At 69.6% G+C, this 19985-nt stretch carries 17 protein-coding genes; all 17 read right to left on the bottom strand.

All coding sequences use genetic code 11. The features are described 5' to 3' along the window. Window positions 1–22: 22 nt before the first annotated feature. The 17 genes from AC0T5L_RS08590 to AC0T5L_RS08510 all read right to left on the bottom strand — a co-directional run bounded on the left by AC0T5L_RS08590 (window position 23) and on the right by AC0T5L_RS08510 (window position 19963). Window positions 23–1027: a polyprenyl synthetase family protein gene (locus tag AC0T5L_RS08590; protein WP_476164857.1), complete on the bottom strand. Its 1005-nt coding sequence runs from the start codon at window positions 1025–1027 to the stop codon at window positions 23–25. A 178-nt stretch (window positions 1028–1205) separates the two neighbouring features. Then, entirely contained in the window at window positions 1206–2843 is a 1638-nt protein-coding gene (gene nuoN, locus AC0T5L_RS08585; protein WP_476164998.1) for an NADH-quinone oxidoreductase subunit NuoN, read from the bottom strand. Between the two features lie 8 nt (window positions 2844–2851). Next, complete coding sequence (locus AC0T5L_RS08580) at window positions 2852–4528, bottom strand: NADH-quinone oxidoreductase subunit M (RefSeq protein ID WP_476164856.1); 1677 nt, start codon at window positions 4526–4528, stop codon at window positions 2852–2854. A 3-nt stretch (window positions 4529–4531) separates the two neighbouring features. Then, window positions 4532–6475, bottom strand: coding sequence for an NADH-quinone oxidoreductase subunit L (gene nuoL / locus AC0T5L_RS08575; protein WP_476164997.1), 1944 nt, complete (start codon window positions 6473–6475; stop codon window positions 4532–4534). A gap of 14 nt (window positions 6476–6489) precedes the next feature. Continuing rightward, the gene (gene nuoK, locus AC0T5L_RS08570) at window positions 6490–6789 is read right to left on the bottom strand and encodes an NADH-quinone oxidoreductase subunit NuoK (RefSeq protein WP_220563458.1); all 300 of its coding nucleotides are present in this window, start codon (window positions 6787–6789) and stop codon (window positions 6490–6492) included. Further along, the gene (locus AC0T5L_RS08565; RefSeq protein ID WP_476164855.1) at window positions 6777–7844 is read right to left on the bottom strand and encodes an NADH-quinone oxidoreductase subunit J; all 1068 of its coding nucleotides are present in this window, start codon (window positions 7842–7844) and stop codon (window positions 6777–6779) included. Before AC0T5L_RS08565 ends, nuoK begins: the two co-directional genes overlap by 13 nt. Then, on the bottom strand, window positions 7841–8398 hold the full coding sequence (nuoI, locus tag AC0T5L_RS08560) for an NADH-quinone oxidoreductase subunit NuoI (protein ID WP_476164854.1): 558 nt from the start codon (window positions 8396–8398) through the stop codon (window positions 7841–7843). The genes AC0T5L_RS08565 and nuoI overlap by 4 nt, the downstream gene beginning before the upstream one ends. Further along, window positions 8391–9761: an NADH-quinone oxidoreductase subunit NuoH gene (gene nuoH, locus AC0T5L_RS08555; RefSeq protein WP_476164853.1), complete on the bottom strand. Its 1371-nt coding sequence runs from the start codon at window positions 9759–9761 to the stop codon at window positions 8391–8393. The genes nuoI and nuoH overlap by 8 nt, the downstream gene beginning before the upstream one ends. Beyond that, window positions 9758–12220 carry an NADH-quinone oxidoreductase subunit G gene (locus AC0T5L_RS08550; RefSeq protein WP_476164852.1) on the bottom strand — a complete coding sequence of 821 codons (2463 nt, stop codon included), beginning with the start codon at window positions 12218–12220 and terminating at the stop codon, window positions 9758–9760. The genes nuoH and AC0T5L_RS08550 overlap by 4 nt, the downstream gene beginning before the upstream one ends. Next, entirely contained in the window at window positions 12217–13536 is a 1320-nt protein-coding gene (gene nuoF, locus AC0T5L_RS08545; RefSeq protein WP_476164851.1) for an NADH-quinone oxidoreductase subunit NuoF, read from the bottom strand. The genes AC0T5L_RS08550 and nuoF overlap by 4 nt, the downstream gene beginning before the upstream one ends. Next, complete coding sequence (gene nuoE / locus AC0T5L_RS08540; RefSeq protein WP_476164850.1) at window positions 13533–14285, bottom strand: NADH-quinone oxidoreductase subunit NuoE; 753 nt, start codon at window positions 14283–14285, stop codon at window positions 13533–13535. Before nuoE ends, nuoF begins: the two co-directional genes overlap by 4 nt. Continuing rightward, the gene (locus tag AC0T5L_RS08535) at window positions 14282–15577 is read right to left on the bottom strand and encodes an NADH-quinone oxidoreductase subunit D (RefSeq protein ID WP_476164849.1); all 1296 of its coding nucleotides are present in this window, start codon (window positions 15575–15577) and stop codon (window positions 14282–14284) included. The genes nuoE and AC0T5L_RS08535 overlap by 4 nt, the downstream gene beginning before the upstream one ends. A gap of 49 nt (window positions 15578–15626) precedes the next feature. After that, window positions 15627–16367 carry an NADH-quinone oxidoreductase subunit C gene (locus tag AC0T5L_RS08530; protein ID WP_476164848.1) on the bottom strand — a complete coding sequence of 247 codons (741 nt, stop codon included), beginning with the start codon at window positions 16365–16367 and terminating at the stop codon, window positions 15627–15629. A gap of 1 nt (window position 16368) precedes the next feature. Then, window positions 16369–16914 (bottom strand): NuoB/complex I 20 kDa subunit family protein, encoded by a 546-nt coding sequence (locus AC0T5L_RS08525; RefSeq protein WP_476164847.1) that lies wholly within the window; start codon window positions 16912–16914, stop codon window positions 16369–16371. Window positions 16915–16972: 58 nt separating this feature from the next. Continuing rightward, window positions 16973–17332: an NADH-quinone oxidoreductase subunit A gene (locus AC0T5L_RS08520; RefSeq protein ID WP_476164846.1), complete on the bottom strand. Its 360-nt coding sequence runs from the start codon at window positions 17330–17332 to the stop codon at window positions 16973–16975. Between the two features lie 170 nt (window positions 17333–17502). Next, entirely contained in the window at window positions 17503–18807 is a 1305-nt protein-coding gene (locus AC0T5L_RS08515) for a geranylgeranyl reductase family protein (protein ID WP_476164845.1), read from the bottom strand. A gap of 445 nt (window positions 18808–19252) precedes the next feature. Then, window positions 19253–19963 (bottom strand): demethylmenaquinone methyltransferase, encoded by a 711-nt coding sequence (locus AC0T5L_RS08510; protein ID WP_476164844.1) that lies wholly within the window; start codon window positions 19961–19963, stop codon window positions 19253–19255. Window positions 19964–19985: the final 22 nt, after the last annotated feature.

Raw genomic sequence — 19985 nt, 5'->3', positions numbered from 1 at the left:
GGACCGGAAAGGCCCGCCCCGGTCAGCCGGAGCGCTCGACCACGTAGTCGCACAGCGACTCGAAGGCCTCCCTCGCGGGACCCTGGGACAGGGTCGCCAGCTCGGCGCGCGCCTTGTCAGCCCAGCCTTGCAGGGTGGCCTCGGCCTCGGCCATCGCCGGGTGCACCCGCAGCAGCGCCAGGGCCTCCTCGGCCTCGTCGTCGTCCAGCGGGCGGCCCAGCAGCGACTTGAGCCGCGCGTCGGCCGGGTCCCGCGAACGCAGCGCGTAGAACATCGGCAGGGTGAGCACGCCCTCGCGCAGGTCGGTGCCCGGGGTCTTGCCAGAGTCCGTGCTCTCGCTCACCACGTCCAGGATGTCGTCGGCCAGCTGGAAGGCCATGCCCAGGGCGTCGCAGGCCCGGGTGACCGTCCCGACCGTCTCCGGGTCGACCTTGCCGAACATACCGCCGAACTCCGCCGAGGACGCGATCAGCGACGCCGTCTTGTCGCTGATCACCCGCAGGTAGTGGTCCAGCGGGTCAGTGCCCTCCGGCGGCCCCGAGGTCTCCAGGATCTGCCCCTGCACCAGGCGCCCGAACGTGACCGCCTGCAGCCGGACCGCCTCGGTACCCAGGTCGGCGAGCATCTCCGAGGCACGGGCGAACACGTAGTCCCCGGTCAGGATGGCGATGCTGTTGCCCCAGCGCTGGTTGGCACTCGGCTCGCCCCGCCGCAGCTCGGCCTCGTCCATGACGTCGTCGTGGTAGAGGGTGGCCACGTGCGTGAGCTCCACCACGGCCGCGGCCGGGATGAGGTCGGGCACCGTCGGATCGCCGAAGTGGGCGGCCAGCAGCACCAGGGACGCCCGGAAGCGCTTGCCCCCGGCCTCCAACAGGTGGGAAGCGGCCTGGGTCAGCATGGGGTCGCTCGACTCGACCGACTCCCTCAGCAGGTCCTCGACCTTCCCCAGGTTGTCCTGGACCTCCCGGGCGAGGGCCGCATCGACTCTCGGCAGAGCGAGAAACCCGCTCGGGACAGCACCGCTCACCGTAAAGCTCCACCTGTTGAACGGGCACGGCGGTGACCCCCAGTGAGGGGGTCACCGCGTGCTCAGCACATGAACATGATCCGACTTGCCACGGTATCCGACCCGGAATGAACAGCCAAAGCCACACCCGGGTACGGAACCGTCCGACACCGAACAGCAGGTCAGGACCGATGACCGGTCACTTCTCGCCTGTCTCCGTGGACGCCTGGTCCACCATCACCGCGACCGGATCGGCACCGGTCTCCGAGGACGGCAGCAGGTTGTCCAGTACCGGCCCCGGGTAGAGGCCGAGCAGCAGCGTAGCCGCCACACCGATCGTGATGACCCCGCCCGTGGCCACGCCCGCGCGCACCACCGTGGGACCCTCGCCTTCCGGATCCCGGAAGAACATCACCACGATGATCCGCACGTAGAAGAACGCGGTCACCGCGCTGCTCAGGACGCCCACCACCACCAACGGGGTGGCACCAGCCGCCACGGCAGCCTCGAACACCGCGAACTTGCCGATGAAGCCGCTGGTCAGCGGGATCCCGGCGAAGGCCAGCAGGAACAGCGCCAGCGCCCCGGCCAGTGCCGGGGAGCGGCGGCCCAGCCCCGCCCACCGGTCCAGGTCGCCGAGCTCCTGCCCGCCGTCCTTGGTCCGCACGAGCGTCACCACGGCGAACGCGCCCAGCGTGGTGAACCCGTACGCCGCCAGGTAGAACATGGCGCCCGCGAGCCCGTCGGTGCTGCCCGCCACGACCGCGGTCAGGATGAATCCGGCGTGCACCACCGACGAGTAGGCCAGCAGCCGCTTGATATCGCGCTGGGTGACCGCGATGACCGCGGCGACGACCATCGTCAGGACGGCCACCGCCCACAGCATCGGCTGCCAGCTCTCCGCCGACCCGCCGAAGGGCACGAAGAACACCCGCAGCAGCGCGCCGAACGCGGCGACCAGCGTGCAGGAGGCCATCAGCGCCGTGATCGGGGTCGGTGCGCCCTGGTACACGTCCGGCTTCCAGTTGTGGAAGGGCACCGCGCCCACCTTGAACAGCAGGCCGATCGCCACCAGCCCGATGCCCATCAGCAGCAGCGGTTCACCGTCACCGCCCTGGAAGATCTGCGCACCGCCCGCCTCGACGGCCCCGCGAATCTCACCGAAGTTCACCGAACCGGCGTAGCCGTAGACCATGGCGGCGCCGAACAGGAAGAACGCCGATGAGAACGCGCCCAGCAGGAAGTACTTGACCGCGGCCTCCTGTGAGAACAGGCGGCGGCGCCGGGCCAGCCCGCACAGCAGGTACAGCGGGAGGCTCATCACCTCCAGCGCGATGAACATCGTCAGGAAGTCGTTCGAGGCCGGGAACATCAGCATGCCCAGCACCGCGAACAGCACCAGCGGGTACACCTCGGTGTGCTGGGAGCCCGACAGGATGTGCGCGCGCTCCTCCTCGCTCCCGGGCACCGTCGCCGCCTGCGCGGCGAAGGCGTCGCGTCCGTCCCGGTTCTCCGAGATCAGCAGCAGGCTCACCAGCGCGAGCACGGTGATGGTGCCCTGGAAGAAGATCACCGTCCGGTCCACCGCCAGCACACCGGCGGCGACCGTCACACCCGGCTCTTCGGCCGGCAGGGAGCCCACCTGGAGCACCAGCAGCACGAACGTGCCCAGCAGCGCGAGCGCCGCGAGCCCGATCTGGATCCCGCGGCGCCGCTCCTTCGGCATGAACGCCTCGAGCAGCACGCCCAGGACGCCGGCGGCGAAGACCGTGACCAGCGGCGCGAGCAGCCACCAGTCGATGTCCGGCGGCGTCTCGGTGATGACGGGAAGGTCCATATGGGGGATCACTCCGCGTCTCCTTCCTCTTCCTGGGCGCCCGTGGCGCCCTCACTGCCGCCGTCCGCGGCCGTGCCCGCCGTCTCGGTTCCGATGCCGACGGTGCGCTCGACCGCGGGGTTGATCACGTCCAGCGCCGGCTGCGGGTACAGGCCGAGCGCGAGGATGAGCACGAGCAGCGGGGCGACTGCCCACGTCTCCCGCGCGGACAGGTCGCTCAGTCCGGTCAGCCTCTCCTTGGTGGGGCCGTTCATGGTGCGCTGGTACATCCACAGGATGTACAGCGCGGCCAGCACCACACCCACCGCGGCGATGATCGCCGGAACCGGGTTGAACGCGTACACCCCGACGAACACCAGGAACTCGCTGACGAACGGCGCCAGACCCGGCAGTGCCAGACCGGCCAGGCCCGTCACCAGGAACACCCCGGCGAGCCTGGGCGCGACCTTCTGCACGCCGCCGTAGTCGGTGATGAGCGAGGAGCCCCGGCGGGCGATGAGGAAGCCAACGATCAGGAACAGCGCCCCGGTGGCGAACCCGTGGTTGACCATGTACAGGGCCGCTCCGGCCTGCCCCTGCGCGGTCAGGGCGAAGATGCCCATGGTGATGAAGCCGAAGTGGGAAACCGACGTGTACGCCACCAGGCGCATCATGTCGTTCTGCCCGATGGCGAGGATCGCACCGTAGACGATGCTCACCAGGCTCAGCGCCATCACCGGCCACACGAACCACGACACCGCCGCCGGGAACAGCTCCAGGCAGTAGCGCAGCATGCCGTAGGTGCCGACCTTGTCGAGCACGCCCACCAGCAGCACGGCGGTGCCCGGGCGCGACGCGCCCGCCGCCGAGGGCAGCCAGGTGTGCACGGGCCACATCGGCGCCTTGATCGCGAAGGCGATGAAGAAGCCGAGGAACAGCCAACGCGCCGTGGCCGGGTCCACCGCGGCGAGGGCGCTGCCCTCGCCGACCAGGTCGGTCCACAGGAAGCTGCCGCCGATGACGTACACGCCGATCACCGAGACCAGCATGATCAGTCCGCCCGCGAGGCTGTACAGCAGGAACTTGACCGAGGCCTTGGCCCGGTCGTCTCCGCGCCCGTAGCGCCCGATCATGAAGTAGACCGGGATGAGCATGGCCTCGAAGAACACGTAGAACAGGAAGACGTCGGTGGCGGCGAAGACACCGATCATCATCGCTTCCAGGACCAGGATGAGAGCGAAGTATCCGCGCCCGCCGTCCTCCCGGTCCTCGTGCTCGTTCCAGGCCGCCAGGACGACCAGCGGTACGAGGACGACCGACATCAGGATCAGTGCCAGGGCGATGCCGTCCACGCCCACGGCGTAGTTGACGCCGAAGCGCTCGATCCAGGGGTGGACCTCCTCGAATTGCAGGCTTCCGGCCTGGGAGGTGTCGAACCGCAGCGCCATGGCCACGATGACCAGCAGGGTCGCGAGCGAGAAGCCCAGGGTGAGCCGCTTGGCGGTCTCGGCCGATGCGCCGCCCGTGGTCGCGGCGGCGGGCCGGACGGCCGTGGCCGTGGCCGCGCCGCCGCCCGCCGAGGTCTCGGCCGCTGCGGCAGCGTTGGCTCGGGCCGGGGAGGCCTTCGCCGCTGTGCGCGGTAGTGCCCAGATCAGGGCCGCGCCGATCGCTGGGAGCGCGATCGCGATAGTGAGCCAGGGGATCATTGTCTACAACCTCACAGCCAGCGTCGCGGCGACGATGACGGCGCCGAAGAGCATGGTGAGCGCGTACGTGCGGGCGAACCCCGTCTGGGCCCGGCCCAGTCCTCTGGAGGAGTCGCGCACACCCGCGCCGAGCCCGTTGACCGCTCCGTCGATGACTTTGTCCTCGATGGCGAGCAGGGCCTTGGTGAGCTCCTGGCCGGGCCGCATGAGCAGGCCCTCGTTGATCTCGTTGCCGTACAGCTCGCGGCTGGCGGCGACGGTGACCAGGTTGCCCTCGGGGGCGGTGGTCGCCACCGGCTTGCGCAGGTACACCGCCCAGGCCGCCGCCACGCCGACCACGAGTACGCCCAGGGCCGCCAGGCCGTAGGGCGCGGTGAAGGCGTGCGCCACGTCGAAGTGGTGGGGGTGGGCGCCGGTGGCCGGGGCGAGGAAGCCCGCGAACCGGTCGCCGAGCGTCAGGAAGGCGCCGAGTGCGACCGATCCGACGGCCAGCACCACCATGGGGGCGGTCATGCTGACCGGCGACTCGTGCGGGTGCACGCCCTCGTCCCACCGCTTCTTCCCGAAGAAGGTCATGAAGACCATCCGCGACATGTAGAAGGCGGTGAGCCCCGCCCCGACGATGACGGCCGTCCCGAGCACCATGCCCTGGGTGCCGCCCAGCCCGAAGGCCGCGGAGATGATGCTCTCCTTGGTCCACCAGCCCGACATCAGCGGGAAGCCGATGATGGCCAGGTAGCCCAGGCCGAAGGTGGCGAAGGTGACCGGCATGACCTTGGCCAGCCCGCCGTACCTGCGCATGTTCACGCCGTCGTTCATGGCGTGCATGACCGATCCGGCGCCGAGGAACAGCCCGGCCTTGAAGAAGCCGTGGGTGACCAGGTGGGCGATGGCGGCCACGTAGCCGACCGGGCCCAGCCCGGCGGCCAGCACCATCATGCCGATCTGGCTCATCGTGGAACCGGCCAGGGACTTCTTGATGTCGTCCTTGGCCGAGGCGATGATCCCGCCCGCCAGCATGGTGGCGGCACCCACGACGGTGACCGCCGTCTGGGCCACCGGAGCGCCCTCGAAGATGGGCCCGGCGCGCACGATGAGGTACACACCGGCGGTGACCATGGTGGCCGCGTGGATGAGCGCGGACACCGGGGTCGGGCCCTCCATCGCGTCGAGCAGCCACGCCTGCAACGGCAGCTGCGCGGACTTGCCGCAGGCACCGAGGAGGAGCAGCAGCCCGATCGCCAGCAGCACGCCGTCGTTCGCGCCCGGGACGGCGGCGAACACGTCACTGAAGCTGACCGCGCCCAGCACCGCGAACATGATCATGATCGCGATGAGCAGGCCCATGTCGCCGACCCGGTTGATGAGGAACGCCTTCTTGGCCGCCACGGCCGCGGAGGGCTTGTACTGCCAGAACCCGATGAGCAGGTAGGACGCCAGGCCCACGCCTTCCCAGCCGAGGAAGAGCAGCACGAAGTTGTCCGCGAGCACCAGCACGAGCATGGCCGCCACGAACAGGTTCAGGTAGGCGAAGAAGCGCCGCCTGCCCGGATCCTCGGTCATGTAGCCGACCGAGTAGATGTGGATCAGCGAGCCCACGAAGGTGATCAACAGGACGAAGCTGATCGAGAGCGGGTCCACCAGTAGGTCCGCCCCGGCCTCGAAGCCGCCGACGGAGAACCACTGGTAGACGGGGACGGAGACGCTGCGCGCGTCGGAGGCCCTGCCGAGCAGGTCGAACAGGACGAGGACGGCCCAGGCGAAGGAGGCGACCGGCAGGGCCGTGGCCAGCCAGTGCCCCCACTTGTCGGTGCGCCTGCCGCCGAGTAGCAGGATCGCCGCGCCCGCGAGCGGCAGGGCGATGAGCAGCCAAGCGCCCGACAGCACCGCGCTGTCGGCCGCGGTCGCCACCACGGGTTCGGCGGCGAGGTACGCGTGAGATGTCACAGCCACGTCGCCTTCTAGTGCTTGAGCAGGTTCGCGTCATCGAGCGACGCGGACCTGCGGGTTCGGAAGATCTGCATGATGATCGCGAGGCCCACGACCACCTCGGCGGCGGCGACGACCATCACGAAGAAGGCGATGACCTGCCCCTCGATGTCCCCGTGCATCCGGGCGAACGCGACGAACGCCAGGTTGCAGGCGTTGAGCATGAGCTCCACGCACATGAAGACGATGATCGCGTTGCGCCGGATGAGCACGCCGACGGCGCCGATGGTGAACAGCAGCGCCGCGAGCACGATGTAGTTCATCGGGTCCACGAGGACTCGACCTCCTGCCCGTTGCCGTTGCTGTTGCCGCTGGAGCCGTTCGCCTTCTCCGAACCGCCCGTGCCGTCGGAGGCGTCAGGTGCGCTCGGGTGGCCCGGACCGCCCGTGTCGCCGTTCGCACCCGACGGTCCGTCGGTGCCGCCCGGGTCCCCGTGGCCCTCCGCGCCGGGGCGGGCCTGGTCGTCGGCCACCGGCTCGACCGTCTTGGCCTCGGCGGAGTCCGAGGCCCCGCCGAACAGCGGCGCCTGGCCGGCCCGCACGTCCGCGGGCACCCGCGACTGGTACTCGGGATCGCGAGCGGTGAGCACCGGGTTGAGGGACAGCTGGGAGACCGTGCCGTCCGGCAGCAGCGCGGGCATGTCGATCGCGTTGTGCCGGGCGTAGGTGCCGGGCCCCGGCAGCGGGGTCGGGTGGTCGCCGCGGATGCGGTCCTCAGCGATCTCCCGCTGTGTGCGGCGCTTCTTGGTGCGGGCGGTGTGCGCCAGCACCATGGCGCCCAGGACGGCGGTGATGAGCAGCGCTCCGGTGGCCTCGAAGGCGACCACGTAGCGCAGGATCAGCTCGCCCGCGATCCACGGAATGGTTCCGCCCGCCGCCGCGGCGCCCTCGGTCAGGCCGACCGGGTCGCCCACGGCGATGCGGGTGATGCCGGTGGCCAGGGCGCCGACGAAGCACAGCGCCACGGCGGCCGTCATGATCCGCTGGCCGCTGATCGTCTCCACCAGGGAGTCGGCCGAGCTGACTCCGACGAGCATCAGCACGAACAGGAACAGCATCAGGACGGCGCCGGTGTAGACCACGATCTGCACGACCATCAGGAACGGCGCCGCGTTGATGCCGTAGAAGACGGCCAGGCCGATCATGGTCAGCGCCATGGACATGGCGGAGTGCACGGCTTTGCGGGAGAAGACCACGCCCAGGGCGCCGAGGAGGACCACGGCGCCCAGGACCCAGAACGCCGTGGCCTCGCCGCCGCCGATGGGGGCGGCCAGGTGCAGGGGCTCGTCGAGCGGCGCACCGAGGGGGACACTGGTGAGCGGGTTCAACGGACCGCCTCCGTGTTCTCCTGCGATCCTTGCCCGTCCTGCGAGCCGTGCTGTCCGCGCCCGGTGGCGTAGTAGTCCTGCTCGGTCTCGCCCAGGCGCATCGGGTGCGGCGGCTGCTCCATCCCCTCCTTGAGCGGGGCGAGCAGCTGTTCCTTGGTCCAGATCAGGCTCTGCCTGCTGTCGTCGGCCAGTTCGTACTCGTTGGTCATCGTGAGGGCGCGCGTGGGGCAGGCCTCCACGCACAGTCCGCACAGGATGCAGCGCAGGTAGTTGATCTGGTACACCCGGCCGTAGCGTTCGCCGGGCGAGTACCTGTCGTCGTCGGTGTTGTCGCCGGCCTCCACGTAGATGGCGTCGGCCGGACAGGCCCAGGCGCACAGTTCGCACCCGATGCACTTCTCCAGGCCGTCAGCCCACCTGTTCAGCTGGTGCCGTCCATGGAAGCGCGGCGCCGTGGCGCGCTTGACCTCCGGGTACTCGACGGTCGGCACCTTCGTGAACATCGTGTGGAAGGTGACACCGAAACCCTTGACGGGGTTGAGCCACTCAAGCACCGGTAACCTCCTCACCCTTCTCGTTGCGGTCGGCAGCGGCGGCCGGGGCCGTCCGCGGCGGTTCGGCGAGCACGCTGCTGCCGTAGTGCGGGGCGGTGCTCGGGGGCACCGGGAACCCGCCGAAGGCGGGATCCTTGTGCGCGCGGCGGGCGTTCACGGCGCGCTGGCGGGCCTCCTCGGCGCGTTCGAGGCGCGCGTGGCGCGTCCAGGAGGCGAAGGCGGCCACGGTGGCGGCGGTGAAGGCGACCACCACGAGTCCGATGACCACCGGCGAGGCGTCCTCCAGGACGAGCATCCGCACGACGGCGACGGCGGTGATCCACACCAGCTGGACCGGGATGAGCACCTTCCATCCCAGCTTCATGAGCTGGTCGTAGCGCACTCGGGGCAGGCTGCCGCGCGTCCAGATGAACAGGAACATCACGCAGACGAACTTGAGCAGCCACCACAGGGCGGGCCACCAGCCCTCGTTCGCGCCGGGGAAGAACGCGGTGATCCCGGGCGGGGCGAGCCAGCCGCCGAGGAAGAGCGTGACGGACACGGCGGCGACCGTGCACATGTTCACGTACTCGGCGAGGAAGAACATCGTGAACTTCATGGACCCGTACTCGGTCATGAAGCCGCCGACGATCTCGCCCTCGCCCTCGGCCAGGTCGAAGGGCAGCCGGTTGGTCTCGCCGACCATCGTCACCAGGTAGACGAGGAAGGACGGCAGGAGCAGCACGGCGAACCACAGTCCGCGCTGGGCCTCGACGATCCCCGACGTGGTGAGGGTGCCCGACATGATGAAGACCGCGACGAAGGACAGGCCCATCGCGATCTCGTAGCTGATCACCTGCGCGGAGGCGCGCAGGCCTCCGAGCAGGGCGTAGGGCGACTGGGAGGCCCAGCCGCCGAGCACGAACCCGTAGACCCCCAGCGCGGCGGTGGCCAGGACCACCAGGGCCGCGACGGGCAGGTCGGTGAGCTGGAGCGGGGTCATGACCCCGAACATGTTCACCTCGGGCCCGATCGGGATGACCGAGAACGCGATGAACGCGGGCACGGCCGCGATCATCGGTGCGGCGATGTAGACGAACCGGTCCACCCCGCGCGGGATCAGGTCCTCCTTGAGGGAGAGCTTGATGCCGTCGAAGAGGGACTGGAGCAGGCCGAAGGGGCCCATCCGGTTCGGCCCGTGGCGCTGCTGCATCCGGCCCATGACCTTGCGGTCGGCCATGATCATCATCAGCACACAGACCATGAGGAAGACGAAGATCCCCAGCGCCTTGATGGTGGTGATCCACCAGGGATCGCTGCCGAAGGCGCTCAGTGTCTCCTCGGAGGCCAGGGCCACGCGCGGATCGAGAGCGGCGGGGGTCACTGCTGCCTCCCGGTTGTGGTGGTGGACGCGGCCAGCAGGACGGTCTGCCCGGCGCCGCCGCCCAGGTCGCGGGGTACGTCGCAGCCGTTGGCGTTGGCCGGGAGCCAGACGACCCGGTCGGCGATGTCGGTGACGACCACGGGCACGGTGACCGACCCTCGGGAGCCGGTGACGTGGAGCGTGCCGCCGTCGGGGACGCCGACCTCCTCGGCCGTGGCCTTGGAGAGGTAGGCGCGGGCCTGACGGGCGGTTCCCGCGAGGTAGGGCTCGCCGTCCTCCATGCGGCCGGTGCCCAGCAGCTGACGCCAGGTGGAGAGGATGGCCTGTCCGGGCTCGGGAGCGGTGACCTCCACGGGGCGCTCGCGCGGACCCTCGGCGCGCTCACCGGTCCACAGGCCCAGCTCCATCAGCTCGCCGTAGGCGGACGCTGCGTCGGGCAGGCCCAGGTGGACGTCCATCTGGTCGGCGACCGCGCCGAGTACCCGCAGGTCGGACAGGGCTCCGGGCACCTTGAGCGCGTCACCGAAGGGCCTGTGGCGGCCCTCCCAGTTGACGAAGGTGCCGGACTTCTCAGCCGCGGCGGCCACCGGCAGCACCACGTCGGCGCGGTCGGTGACGTCGCTGGCACGCAGTTCGAGGCTGACGATGAACGGCACCCGGGCCAGGGCCTCGCGCGCGGCGTCGGGGTCGGGTAGGTCGTCCAGTTCGACCCCGGCGATGACCAGGGCGTCGAGCTGTCCGGACGCGGCGGCCTCGATGATGGCGGCGGTGTCGCGTCCGGAGCCCTCGGGCAGGGAGCCGACGTTCCATGCGCGGGCGACCTCGGCCCTGGCGGAGGGGTCGGTGACCGGTCGGCCACCGGGCAGCAGGCCCGGCAGCACCCCGGCGTCGACGGCCCCGCGCTCCCCGGCGCGGCGCGGCACCCACACCAGGCGTGCGCCGGTCCGTTCGGCCAGTGCGGCGGCGGCGGTCAGGGCGCCGGGCACCGCGGCCAGGCGCTCGCCCACCATGATGACCGAGCCCTCCTCGTTCAGGGCCGACACGACCTCGGGGTTGTCCGCGTCCAGGGCGTTGAGGACACGGCCCTCTTCACCGGGGACCGCCTTGACCAGGCTGCCCTTGGTCTTGGTCAGGCCCAGGCTGGCGTGCGAGGCGACCGAGTAGACCCTGAGCCCGCGCTTGCGCGTGCCCTTGCGCAGCCTCAGGAAGACGAGGGGTGACTCGTCCTCGGGCTCGAATCCGGCCAGGAGCACCGAGGGCGCCTTCTCCAGGGCGGTGAAGTCCACGTCGACCGGGGTCCCGGCGACGTGGGCGGCCAGGAAGGCGGCCTCCTCCTCGGAGTGCGCGCGGGCCCGGGCGTCCACGTCGTTGGTGTTCAGGGCCACGCGGGCGAACTTGGCGTAGGCGTAGGCGTCCTCGTAGGTCAGGCGGCCGCCTGCCAGGACGCCGACCCGGCCGCGCGCGGCGGACAGGCCCTGGGCCGCCGTGCCGATCGCCTCGGACCAGGAGGCGAACTCCAGGGCGCGGGAGTCCTCGTCCCGCACCAGTGGGCGGGACAGGCGGTCGGGCTGGGTGGCGTAGCTGAACGCCCACCGGCCCTTGTCACAGTTCCACTCCTCGTTGACCTGCGGGTCGTCCCCGGCCAAGCGGCGCATGACCTTGCCGCGCCGGTGGTCGGTGCGCTGGGCGCACCCGTCGGCGCAGTGCTCGCACACGCTGGGCGTGGACACCAGGTCGAAGGGGCGCGACCGGAACCGGTAGGCGGACCCGGTGAGCGCGCCGACCGGGCAGATCTGCACGGTGTTTCCGGAGAAGTAGGACTGGAAGGGCTCGCCCTCGGCGATGCCCACCTGTTCGTCGGCGCCGCGCTCCATGAGCTCGATGAGCGGGTCGCCCGCGATCTGCGCGGCGAAGCGGGTGCAGCGGGCGCACTGGATGCAGCGCTCCCGGTCCAGCAGCACCTGTGTGGACAGCGCGATCGGTTTGGGGAAGGTCCGCTTGACGTCGACGAAGCGGGTCTCGCCCTGCCCCGCGGACATGGCCTGGTTTTGCAGGGGGCACTCGCCGCCCTTGTCACAGACCGGGCAGTCCAGCGGGTGGTTGATGAGCAGGAACTCCATGATCCCGCGCTGGGCCTTCTCCGCCACCGGGGAGGTCAGGTGGGTGTTGACCACCATCCCCTCCATCACCGTGATGGTGCAGGAGGCCTGCGGCTTGGGCATACCGCGCCCGTTGCCCATGTCGGGGATCTCGACCAGGCACTGGCGGCAGGCCCCGACCGGGTCCAGCAGCGGATGGTCGCAGAACCGGGGGATCTGGATGCCGAGGAGTTCGGCGGCCCGGATCAGCAGTGTCCCCTTGGGCACCTGGATCTGGAAGCCGTCGATGGTGACGGTGATGAGGTCCTCCGGGGGCGGCGCCGGCGCCGATCCGCCGGAGGAGTTGGAGGTGACTGTCACTTGTGTCCTCCCGTCGAGGTCGGCTGGTCGCCCCACAGGGTGGCCTTGGCGTGGTCGAAGGGGCAGCCGCCCCTCTCGACGTGGTCGATGTACTCCTGGCGGAAGTACTTGATCGAGGACATGACCGGGCTGGTCGCGCCGTCGCCGAGAGCGCAGAAGGAGCGGCCGAGCAGGTTGTCGCAGATGTCCAGGAGCTTGTCGAGGTCGGCCTCGGTGCCCTCGCCCCTCTCCAGCCGGTCCAGGACCTGGACCATCCAGAAGTTGCCCTCGCGGCAGGGTGTGCACTTGCCGCAGGACTCGTGGGCGTAGAAGGCGATCCAGCGGCCGACGGCGTGGACCACGCAGGTGGTCTCGTCGAAGATCTGTAGGGCGCGGGTGCCGAGCATGGACCCGGCGGCGCCCACCGACTCGAAGTCGAGGGGGGTGTCCAGGTGCTCCTCGGTGAAGATCGGCGTGGAGGAGCCGCCCGGGGTCCAGAACTTGAGCTGGTGCCCGGGACGGACCCCGCCCGCCATGTCGAGCAGCTCGCGCAGGGTGACCCCGAGCGGTGCCTCGTACTGGCCGGGGTTGGCGACGTGCCCGGACAGGGAGAAGAAGCCGAACCCGGCGGACTTCTCGGTGCCCATGGAAGTGAACCAGTCGACGCCGTTGGCGACGATGCTCGGCACGCTGGCGATGGACTCGACGTTGTTCACCACGGTGGGCGAGGCGTAGAGCCCGGCCACGGCGGGGAAGGGCGGCTTGAGCCGGGGCTGGCCCCGGTAGCCCTCCAGGGAGTCCAGCAGTGCGGTCTCCTCACCGCAGATGTAGGCTCCCGCCCCGGCGTGGACGACGAGGTCGAGGTCGAAGCCGCTGCCGAGGATGTCCTTGCCCAGCAGCCCGGCCTCGTAGGCCTCGGCGACGGCCTGGCGCAGGCGGCGGACGACGTGGACGACCTCGCCGCGCACGTAGATGAAGGCCTGGCTGGACTTGATCGCGTACGCCGCGATCACCACGCCCTCCACCAGCACGTGCGGGTTGGCGAGCATGAGCGGGATGTCCTTGCAGGTACCCGGCTCGGACTCGTCGGCGTTGACGACGAGGTAGCGCGGGTTGGGGTTGTCCGCGGGCAGGAAGCTCCACTTCATCCCCGTGGGGAACCCGGCGCCGCCACGACCGCGCAGGCCGGACTTCTTGACCAGGTCCACGATGGAGTCCGGCTCCATGCCCAGGGCCGTGCGCAGCGCGCCGTAGCCGCCGGTGGCCCGGTAGCCGTCCAGGGTGAAGGAGTCCGGGCGGTCCCAGTTCTGGGAGAGGATCGGAGTCAGGGTGGTCACTTGGCGTCCTCCTCACCCTGTTCGGAAGGCCTGGCAGGCAGGTTGTCAGGGTCAGGAGCCGACCATCCGCGCTCCCTGGCCAGCTTGAGGCCGGCCAGGGAGGGCTCGGCGGCCTGGACGCCCTCGCCCGCACGGCCGTCGTCGAACCCGGCCAACACCCGGGAGGCCTGTTTCCAGGTGCACACACTGGCGGGGCCGCGTGTGGGCGCGACGTCGCCGCCCAGGCGCAGGTCGTCCACCAGCTTCTTGGCGGTCTCGGGGGTCTGGTTGTCGAAGAACTCCCAGTTGACCATCACGACGGGCGCGAAGTCGCAGGCCGCGTTGCACTCCACGTGCTCCAGCGTGACCTTCCCGTCCCCGGTGGTCTCGCTGTTGCCGACCTCCAGGTGGTCCTTGAGGGTCCGGAAGATCTCGTCGCCGCCCATCACCGCGCACAGGGTGTTGGTGCACACGCCCACCTGGTAGTCGCCGCCGGGGCGGCGGCGGTACATGGTGTAGAACGTGGCGACCGCGTTGACCTCGGCGAGGGTGAGTTCGAGCTGGTCGGCGCAGAAGCGCATACCGGCCTTGCTGACGTGTCCCTCCTCGCCCTGTACCAGGTGCAGCAGCGGCAGCAGCGCGGACCGCGACCGCGGGTAGCGGCTGATGATCTCCTTGGCGTCCTGCTCCAGCCGGGCCGTGACCTCGGCGGGGAACGCCTCACGCGGCTCGACCACCTCGGTGGCCTCGGTGTTCTCGTGTTCGCTCACCGGTCCACGCCTCCCATCACCGGGTCGATACTGGCCACGGCCGCGATGACGTCCGCCACCGTGCCGCCCTCGCACATGGCTGCGACGGCCTGCAAGTGGGTGAACGAGGGATCGCGAAAGTGCACGCGGTGCGGACGGGTGCCCCCGTCGCTGACCGCGTAACAGCCGAGTTCGCCCTTGGCGCTCTCCACGGCCGCGTAGGTCTGGCCAGCGGGCACCCGGAAGCCCTCGGTGACCAGCTTGAAGTGGTGGATGAGCGCCTCCATGGAGCCGCTCATGATGTGCGCGATGTGGTCGGGCGAGTTGCCCAGACCGTCGGGGCCCAGCGCCAGCTTGGCGGGCCAGCCGATCTTGGCGTCCTGGATCATCACCGGGCCGGGCTGGAGCTTGTCCAAGCACTGCTCGACGATCTTGAGGCTCTCCTCCATCTCGGCCATGCGCACCCGGTAGCGGGCGTAGACGTCGCCGCCGTCGGAGACGGGGACGTCGAACTCGTAGTCCTCGTAGCCGCAGTAGGGCTTGGCCTTGCGCAGGTCCCAGGCCAGGCCGGAGGCGCGCAGCAGCGGCCCGGTGAGGCCGAGCGCCATGCAGCCGGACAGGTTGAGGGTGGCCACGTCCCTGGTGCGGGCGAGGTAGACGGGGTTCTCGTCCAGGAGCTTGCGCATCGTCGCGATGCGCTTGGGCATCTCCTTGAGCAGCTCGCGGATCTTGCCGACCGAGCCGGGCGGCAGGTCCTGGGCCACTCCGCCGGGGCGGACGTAGGCGTGGTTCATCCTCAGGCCGGTGACCAACTCGAAGATGTCCAGGATCATCTCGCGCTCACGGAAGCCGTTGGTCATGACCGTGGTCGCGCCCAGCTCCATGCCGAAGGTGGCCATCGCCACGAAGTGCGAGGCCATCCGGTTGAGCTCCATCATCATCACGCGGATGACGCTGGCCCGATCGGGGATCCGGTCGGTGATGCCGAGCAGCCTCTCGACCGCCAGACAGTACGCCGTCTCGTTGAACAACGGCGTCAGGTAGTCCATGCGGGTGACGAACGTGGTGCCCTGCGTCCACGTCCGGTATTCCAGGTTCTTCTCGATACCGGTGTGCAGGTAGCCGATACCGACGCGTGCCTCAGTGCAGGTCTCACCGTCCAGGGTGAGGATCAGTCGGAGCACGCCGTGCGTGGACGGGTGCTGGGGCCCCATGTTGACGACGAGGCGTTCGGCGCTGGTGGCCTGCGCCTTCTCGATAACGTCGTCCCAGTCCCCGCCGGAGGCGTCGATGTAGTCCTCGGTGACGGTCATGCCGGGCCTCCCTTCGTGACGGAGTGCGTTGGGATGGGAATCTGTCGCCTCACGTGTAGGACCTCCGCTCGTCCGGCGGAGGCACTGTGGCGCCGCGGTACTCGACCGGGATTCCGCCCAGCGGGTAGTCCTTGCGCTGGGGATGGCCGTGCCAGTCGTCGGGCATCTGGATGCGGGTCAGCGAGGGGTGGCCGTCGAAGACCATCCCGAAGAAGTCCCATGCCTCGCGCTCGTGCCAGTCGTTGGTCGGGTAGACCGACACGATCGAGGGCACGTGCGGGTCGGCGTCGGGGCAGGTGGTGGCGACGCGGATCTCGCTGTTGTGGGTGAGGGAGCGGAAGTGGTAGACCGCGTGCAGCTCCCGGCCGCTGTCGTCGGGGAAGTGCACGCCCGCCACCCCGGTGCACAGCTCGTAGCGCAGCGCCGGGTCGTCGCGCAGCACGCGCACCACCTCCAGGAGCGCTTCGCGGCGCACGTGGAAGGTGATTTCTCCGTAGGCGACCTCGACCCGCTCGACTATTCCGGCGCCCTGGCCCAGTGCGGCCTCCAGGTCGTCGGCCACTCGGTCGAAGTCGGCGGTACGCGGCTCGTCCGGATCGGTGAAGGGGCGCTGACTGTGGGTGGGAGCGCTCCCCCGCACCTGTAGCCCGCCGTAGCCGGAGGTGTCCCCGGTGGTGTTGGCACCGAACATCCCGGTGCGCCTGACCGGTGCGGCCAGCCGCTCGCGTCCCTGCTTCTCCGGGAGGTTGGCGGCTTCCTCGTCGCGTTCGCGTTCGTTCTCGGTGCTCATGTCAGTCCTTGCTCACCAGTGGCAGCGAACGGCGGAGCATGCGCTCCTCGTTCTCGGTGATCTCCTGTTCCCGGTGGGCGCCGAGCTTGGTGTTCTGCACCTTGTCGTGCAGCTTGAGCACGGCGTCCAGGAGCATCTCCGGCCGCGGCGGGCAGCCGGGCAGGTACATATCGACCGGAACGATGTGGTCCACGCCCTGGACGATCGCGTAGTTGTTGAACATGCCGCCGCTGGAGGCGCACACCCCCATGGCGATGACCCACTTGGGCTCGGGCATCTGGTCGTAGATCTGGCGCAGGACGGGGGCCATCTTCTGACTGACACGTCCGGCGACGACCATCAGGTCGGCCTGGCGCGGGGTGGCGCCGAACTTCTCCATGCCGAACCGGGCCAGGTCGTAGTGCGGGCCGCCGACGGACATCATCTCGATGGCGCAGCAGGCCAGACCGAACGTGGCGGGCCACATGGAGCTCTTGCGGGCCAGTCCCACGACCTGCTCCACGGTCGTGAGAACGATGCCGTTGGGCAGTTTCTCTTCGAGTCCCATCAGCTGTGGACCTCCTCCGGGCTGGGCTGCGGGGTGGGGGCGGAAGTCAGCGCGGGCATCAGTCCCATTCGAGGCCTCCCCGACGCCACTCGTAGGCGTAGGCGATGGAGACGTTCACCAGGAAGAGGACGATCGCGACCAGTCCGAACCAGCCCAGGGCGTCGAAGTGCACGGCCCAGGGGATGAGGAAGATGATCTCGATGTCGAAGACGATGAACATCATGGCCGTCATGTAGTACTTGACGGTGAAACGTCCGCCGCCCGCGGGTTGGGGCGTGGGCTCGATGCCGCACTCGTAGGCCTGCATCTTGGCGCGGTTGTAGCGCTTGGGTCCCAGGAGCGCCCCGGCGACCATCGACACCACGACGAACGCGGCGCCGATGCCGCCGAGCACGAATATCGGTGCGTACAGCTCCACGGTCACCCTCCTCCTGGATGGTCGGCACGTCCGCGTGGCGCGCCCGGAGCGCTTGTGATTGCTTTCACTTGTTCGGGCTCATCTCTGGCTCGTCCCGTGTGTCCTGCTTGTGGCTCCGGGCGCGGGACCGCCCGGCCGTGTCTTTCTCGGAGTCGCGCCCGGCCCGGGCTCTACGCCGCCGGAGTGATGCGGGTCAGGCCGTTGATGACCCGGTCCATGGCATCTCCCTTTGTGGGCTCGGTGAGGTTGGCCAGCATCTTCAGCGCGAACTTCATGAGGGTGCGCTGGCGCAGGCCGTACCTGGTCGCGTACTTCATGAACTCGGGCTGGCCGATGACCTTCACGAAGTAGCGGCCGAGCGTGTAGTAGCCGCCGTAGGTGTCGGCGAGCACGTCGGGGTAGCGCAGCAGGGTCCGCTCACGGGTCTGCTGGGTGGGCCTGCCGTGCGCCTGCACGATCACGTCGGCGGCGATGTTGCCGGCCTCCATGGCGTAGGCGATGCCCTCGCCGTTGAAGGGGTTGACCATGCCGCCCGCGTCGCCGACGAGCATGAGTCCCCGGGAGTAGTGCGGAACCCGGTTGAAGCCCATGGGCAGGGCCGCGCCCCGGATGCCGCCCCTCTGGTGGTCCTCGGTGAAGCCCCACTCCTGCGGCATGGAGTCGGTCCAGCGGCGCAGGAGCTTGCGGTAGTCCACGTCCTGGAAGGAGGCGGTGGAGTTGAGGATGCCGAGGCCGACGTTGCTGGTGCCGTCGCCGACGCCGAAAACCCAGCCGTAGCCGGGCAGGAGGACGTCCTTGTCGCCGCTGCGGTCCCACAGCTCCAGCCAGGACTCCAGGTAGTCGTCCGCGTGGCGGGGGCTCTCGAAGTAGGTGCGCACGGCCACGCCCATGGGGCGGTCGTCGCGCTTGCGGATGCCCATGGCAACGGACAGCCGGGAGGAGTTGCCGTCGGCGGCCACGACCAGCGGCGCCCGGAAGGTGACGGGTTCGCGGTCGGCGTTCTTGGCCCGGACCCCGACGATGCGGTTGCTGCGCTCGTCCATGAGGGGACCCGTGACGGTGGTGCGCTCCAGGAGCTTGGCCCCGGAGGAGACCGCCCGGTTGACCAGGATCTGATCGAAGTCGTATCGGGTGCGCACGAGGCCGAAACCGGGGTAGGAGCCCAGGTCGGGCCAGGGCAGTTCGAGGCGGGCACCAGCTCCGACGATGCGCAGGCCGTGGTTCCTGATCCACCCCTCGTCCTCGAAGGTGATCCCCATGGCTATGAGCTGCTTCACCGCCCGCGGCGTCAGTCCGTCCCCGCAGACCTTCTCCCGGGGGAAGGAGGTCTTCTCCAGGAGCAGGACGTCCAGCCCTGCCTGGGCGAGGTAGTAGGCGGTGGTGGAGCCGGACGGACCGGCACCGACGACGATGACGTCGGCGTCGTACTCGATCCGCTCCCGGTTTCTGGGAGAGGAGGTGGCTGTCTCGCTCACGGATGGGTCCTCGACTGCTCGCGCGGGTGCACCGTGGCGGGCCTGCCTGCGGGTTCGACCCGCTCACGGGGGGAGTTACGGGCGCTGCGGAACGCCCGTTATGTCCAACATATGACTGTGTGTCCAAAACCTCGTGGACTTGTGAAGCACTTCACAAGCCTCTTTTCCGAAGTCTAGACCCTCGCGGGACCCGAGGCGAGTCCCAGGGGGGTATACAGACGGCCTCCGCCGAAACGGGATATAGCCCTACAGACGACTCCACAAGCCCCCGAAAACCGCCACTCAGCGCCAAACACCCAGCTCATGTTTGTTTCCGGCACCCCGGACACCCCAGGGGCCCCACTGGCAACGCAAAAGAACCCGGGGAGGCAGAACGCTCCCCGGGTTACAGATTCCTTATGCGCCGCGTGCTACTCGCGGACGGTGTGTGCGGTCGGTCGGCTCCCTACCGCTCTCGGAAACCGCGGTGCAGTGCGACGATCCCCGCAGACAGGTTGCGCCAGGCCACCCGCGACCAGCCCGCGTCCTGTAGGTGCCGTGCCAGCTCGGGCTGCCTGGGCCAGGCCATGATCGACTCCGACAGGTAGTCGTAGGACTCGGCCCGGCCGGAGACCGCGCCCGCGATCCTGGGCAGGGCGCCCATCAGGTACGTGGCGTAGAGCCTGTCCATGGACTCGATCGGGATATGGCTGAACTCACAGATGACCAGCCGCCCGCCGACCTTGGTGACCCGCTGCAACTCGCGCAGCGCCTGGTCGACGTCACTGACGTTGCGCAGGCCGAAGGAGACCGTGACCGCGTCGAAGGTCTCGTCGGCGAAGGGCAGGTGCAGGGCGTCGCCCGCCACGAAGGTCACGCCGCCCTTGGAGGCGCCGCCGCGCCGCCGCACGCCGGTGCGCAGCATTCCGAGGGAGAAGTCGCAGGCCACCACGCGGGCGCCCTTCCTCACGAAGGACTCCGAGGAGGTGCCGGTCCCCGCCGCCAGGTCCAGGACGAGCTCGCCGCTGTAGGCCTCGACCGCTTTGACGGTGGCCTTCCGCCACAGGCGGTCCTGGCCCAGTGAGATGACGTCGTTGACGAGGTCGTAGTTCTCTGCGATGCCGTCGAACATCGCCGCGACGTCCTGGGGCTTCTTGTCGAGCTTGGCGCGGGTCATGGCACAAGACTAAGGGTGCTCT

It is taken from the genome of Nocardiopsis sp. TRM 82005 (genome assembly GCF_056312425.1).
Note: the sequence above shows the minus strand (reverse complement) of the source record. Positions and strands in the feature narration are given on the sequence as shown.